The sequence below is a fragment of the uncultured Gemella sp. genome (genome assembly GCF_963537375.1).
Classification (GTDB): domain Bacteria; phylum Bacillota; class Bacilli; order Staphylococcales; family Gemellaceae; genus Gemella.
Map to the genome: position 1 here is coordinate 1 of NZ_CAUTDQ010000069.1, position 4,838 is coordinate 4,838.

The 4,838-nt window shown below is 32.3% G+C and carries 3 protein-coding genes; 2 read left to right on the top strand and 1 reads right to left on the bottom strand.

Annotated elements, in window-relative coordinates; genetic code table 11:
• Positions 1-582: 582 nt before the first annotated feature.
• Positions 583-999, top strand: coding sequence for a sigma-70 family RNA polymerase sigma factor (locus tag RYK99_RS08675; RefSeq protein WP_314991831.1), 417 nt, complete (start codon positions 583-585; stop codon positions 997-999).
• 214 nt (positions 1,000-1,213) lie between these two features.
• Entirely contained in the window at positions 1,214-1,738 is a 525-nt protein-coding gene (locus RYK99_RS08680; RefSeq protein WP_314991832.1) for a sigma-70 family RNA polymerase sigma factor, read from the top strand.
• A gap of 466 nt (positions 1,739-2,204) precedes the next feature.
• Here the strand turns inward: RYK99_RS08680 and RYK99_RS08685 are convergent.
• Positions 2,205-4,838, bottom strand: a 2,634-nt coding sequence (locus RYK99_RS08685) for an LPXTG cell wall anchor domain-containing protein (RefSeq protein ID WP_314991833.1), incomplete at its 5' end; no start/stop codon positions are given.

A 4,838-nucleotide genomic window follows, 5' to 3' on the forward strand; every position in this document is an offset into this window, starting at 1 on the left:
AAATACTAAACAAAAATAACTGAATATTTTGTCCAATTTTTTGGGTGCAGTACCCAATTCTAATTTTAACAAATATTTTTTATATAGTCTAGTAATTAAACTCATTATTCTATAAATCTTTTTCAAAAATATTTAATTTCTAAATTATTTTTCTATATAAAACATAAAGTAAATCTTCTTAAAATATATTAAAACTTCACTAAAACAGTGATTTTAACTTGTTAAAAATATATAAACCAAAAAAATATCTCAACAAAAACAATTAATGTAATTAATATTAATTATTTTGAAATCAGTCTATGTTTGTAGACGATAAATGCTATAAAAATCTATTTAAAACAACACTTTATGAACACTATACTTAAAAAATTATAATAATCATGTCTTGTTAATCTTAATAATTTTCCACCAAACTTTAAATATACTTTAAATTTCTTAAATTACAATATATTTTATATACAATCTCTTTTAAGTATCTTTTTTTATAATTTTACTATAACATTTACTTTTTTTAAGTAAATTGTTATAATCAAAATCCCCTCCTTCCCCCTTACGTTTTTTTTAAATAAAGAAGTTAAACTTATGAAAAATTTTAAACTTAAAAATAATGTTACAATAAAAGTTACTGATGAGGTGTTTTTAGCTATACGGAGTTCTCGTTATAAAGAAAGATACGCTAAAAAAAGAGATGCGAAACATCAACTTGTTCATTATCATGCCTTTGATACTGAAGACAATGAAGGAGAAAATTTAATCAAAGATCATTCTCCGTTACCAGATGAAATAGTAATCTTCAACGATATGTGCGATGCTTTATACGATGCATTAGCTACTTTATCTATAGAAGATCAATTGCTACTTTTCAACTTGTATGTTCAAAGGGAATCTCTACGCAGTATTGCAGATAAAAAACATAGTAATCCAATGGCTATTCGACGTCATCGTGAAAAACTATTTAGACAACTAGCTATTTTGTTAGTAAAATATAAAATCAAATAGAAATACGGTATATAATGAATAAAAAAATTTGATATTTTTATGTATTACAATAAAAAATTCGTTACAAAGTACCTATAATTTCACTATAGATTATGAGGGGTTATTTTTTGTAAGGGGGATCTTCAGTGTCGTTAATCACTGATACTAATCATATATTCATCTTTGTCTTTATTAAGATATTTACATAGGGAGTTAGAGTATGAGGAGGATTATTATGAAAAGACAATTATATCTTAACGACAAAGACACTGAGAGATTTTACGAAATATTAAATCAGAAAAAACAACTGATTACTAAGGCACTGTACAGAGTTCATATTCCACCTAAACAACATCATGATTTTTACAGTTACGGCTTAGAGGGCTTACTAATCAGTTTCTTAATCCTAAATGAGGGTAGAATTAGTGAAGAGGATTTCGATCGTTTTGCTTTTACTACTATAAAAAGAAAATTAATCGATGAAATTCGTTATAGAAATAAAGATAAAAGCATACCTTTGGATATATTCGATAATAATATTTCTGACGCTACAGATGATAATTATGAATATTTGTACATACAGTTATTAGAGTATATTCAAAACACTTTAGATAAAGAGGAATTCGATTATTTCTGCGAGTTTATAAAAACACTAAATATAAAACTCACAGCTGAAGCTTTAAACATTTCTTTATCAACAGCATATAGATTACACAGACGAATTAAGGGAGTTTGTGAAAAATTTTTATTAGAATATTAACATAAGATTAATATAATATCTACACTCTCTATGTAAATATCAAAAAATATAAAAATCACCTACTGGAAGCAACTTGAAAATCCTGAATTAAAAAAAGTATATATAAGAACTTATAGATGCAGTCGTTCATTGATATCTAATTTCTCTTTATAAAACCTAATAAACTTTGAGGAGATGACTCTAAAAAATCGATTTTTTCTAAAATTACGATTTTGAGTCACTCTTTTTTGGTACATTTTCATTTTGAAATTTTCAGCTCCAAACTCAGTAAAGAACAGATTCTTATCATGCACCGAATTTATCAAAAACATCACTTCAAATTCGAAAAAAGAGCCAATTTTGCACTAATTTGGTGAATTCCCTTTATTACACAATCAGAAAAAACCCCTTAAAGTAAATGTTCATTTATCTTTAAGGGGTTCTCTTAACAACACGTTAATGTTATCTATTCAGTTTTATCAACTTCTTATTTTTCTTTACGGCGTCTTGCTGCTGCAAGTAATGTACCTAGGATTCCTAATCCTAATCCTGCTAATCCAGTATTAGTTTCAGTTGTACCTGTGTTTGCTAGGCGTTGTCCTAGTTTAGCATTTACACCTTGTGCATTAGATCCTGATGCATCAGCATTTGTTCCTGAAGCTTGGCTTAACTTGAATTCTTCAAGACGTTTTACCATAGCATCTACTTCTGCTTGAGTCGCATCTGCTTTTGCAAACACTTTTTTAGCTTCTGCTAATAATGCTTTAGCTTCTTTTGCTTTTGTAGCATCTAATTTATCTAATTCAGAAGCGATTAAACGTTCTAAGTTTTGAATTCCTGATTCTAATTTAGATTTATCTACGTTATTATCAGTATTTCCTGTATTACCATCATATTGTGGTGCTGAAGGAAGTTGTTTGAACGCATCATCTCTTGGAATTGCTAATACTTTACCTTCTTTTGTAACGATAGTTACATTTCCTTTTTCATCAATATTAACAACTAAATCTGTCTTACCATCTTTCATAACTTTCATATTACCATCTTTATCGATTGTAATTATTAAGTTAGAGTTTTTAGATTTGTAGACTGTATTTCCTTGTGCATCTGTTTCTTTCAAGAAGGCACCACGATCAAATTCATTTGTATTCGTGATAGCTCCTAAAATCATGAATTGGAATTTCGCTTTTTCTTCTGGAGTAATATTAGCAAGGTCTGTTACCTCTACTTTACTTAAGTCGAAATCAAGGTTATCTCCACCATTTTTAGCTTTCGCATCTTCTTTATCTTTCACTAGTTGTTCTTTAGAAATTGTTGCTGTAGAACCGTCTAGCATTGTTACTGTTGCGTTTCCTTTATCGTCTACTACTACAGTTGCTCCTGGGTTCACTGCTTCAATTGCTTTCTTAACTGCTTCTTTTTCTGCATCTGTTAATTTTTCTTTATCTCCAACTAATGTACGAACAGCTGGTGTTTTAACTTTAGCATTTGTTGCCTCATCAGCTAATTTTTCCGCTGGAATTACTAAGTCTAACGCTGGAATTTCTAGAACTGTTCCATCACCTTTAACTACTGTTGCATTTCCTTTGTCGTCTACTACTACAGTTGCTCCTGGGTTTACTGCTACTACTTTCGCTGCGATTTCTTTCTTCTCAGCATCAGTTAATTTTTCTGGGTTCGCTACTACTGTTTTAGCTGCTGGTGTGTTTGCATCATTTCCTGCATTTTCTTTAGTAGTATCTTCAGCTTTCTTAACTAAGTCTGTTGCTGGAATTACCGCTGTCTTACCTTCTGGTGTTGTTACTGTTGCGTTTCCTTTATCGTCTACTACTACAGTTGCTCCTGGGTTTACTGCTTTAACTTTATCTTCGATTGCTTTCTTCTCAGCATCTGTAAGTTTTTCTGGGTTAGCTACTACTGTCTTAGCTGACGGTGTATTTACATCATTTCCTGCGTTTGGTTTAGCTGCATCTGCTTCTGTTCTAGTAACTTCACTTACTGGAATTACTGCTGTTTTTCCATCACGAGTTGTTACTACTACATTCCCTTCGTCATCTACAGTTACATATGCTCCTGGATTTACCGCAACAACACTGTTTTCGATAGCTTTTTTCTCTAAATCTGTTAATTTAGCTGGATCTTTTACTAATACTTTATTTGCTGGTTTAACTACGTCGTTTCCTGCATTTGGTTTAGTTGTAGCATCTGATGTTTTAACTAGGTCTGTTGCTGAAATTACCACACCTTTACCTTCTGGTGTTGTTACTGTTGCGTTTCCTTTATCATCTACTACTACAGTCGCACCTGGGTTTACTGCTTTAACTTTGTCTTCGATTGCTTTCTTCTCAGCGTCTGTTAATTTTTCTGGGTTAGCTACTACTGTCTTATCAGCTGGAATATTAACATTATCTTTTCCATTTTCAGTAGGATCTGCGAAAGTCTTAACTAAATCTGTTGCTGGAATTACTGCTGTTTTTCCTTCTGGTGTTGTTACTGTTGCGTTTCCTTTATCGTCTACTACTACAGTTGCTCCTGGGTTTACTGCTTTAACTTTATCTTCGATTGCTTTCTTCTCAGCATCTGTAAGTTTTTCTGGGTTCGCAACTACTGTTTTGTCCGCTGGTTTAACGATGTCATTTCCTGCATTTGGTTTAGCTGCATCTTCTGCTGATTTAACTAAGTCTGTTGCTGGAATTACCGCTGTCTTACCTTCTGGTGTTGTTACTGTTGCGTTTCCTTTGTCGTCTACTACTACAGTTGCACCTGGGTTCACTGCTTTAACTTTGTCTTCGATCGCTTTCTTCTCAGCGTCAGTTAATTTTTCTGGGTTTGCAGCTACTGTTTTGTCCGCTGGTTTAACGATGTCATTTCCTGCATTTGGTTTAGCTGCATCTTCTGCTGATTTAACTAAGTCTGTTGCTGGAATTACCGCTGTCTTACCTTCTGGTGTTGTTACTGTTGCGTTTCCTTTGTCGTCTACTACTACAGTTGCACCTGGGTTCACTGCTTTAACTTTGTCTTCGATCGCTTTCTTCTCAGCGTCAGTTAATTTTTCTGGGTTTGCAGCTACTGTTTTGTCCGCTGGTTTAACGATGTCATTTCCTGCATTTGGTTTAGCTGC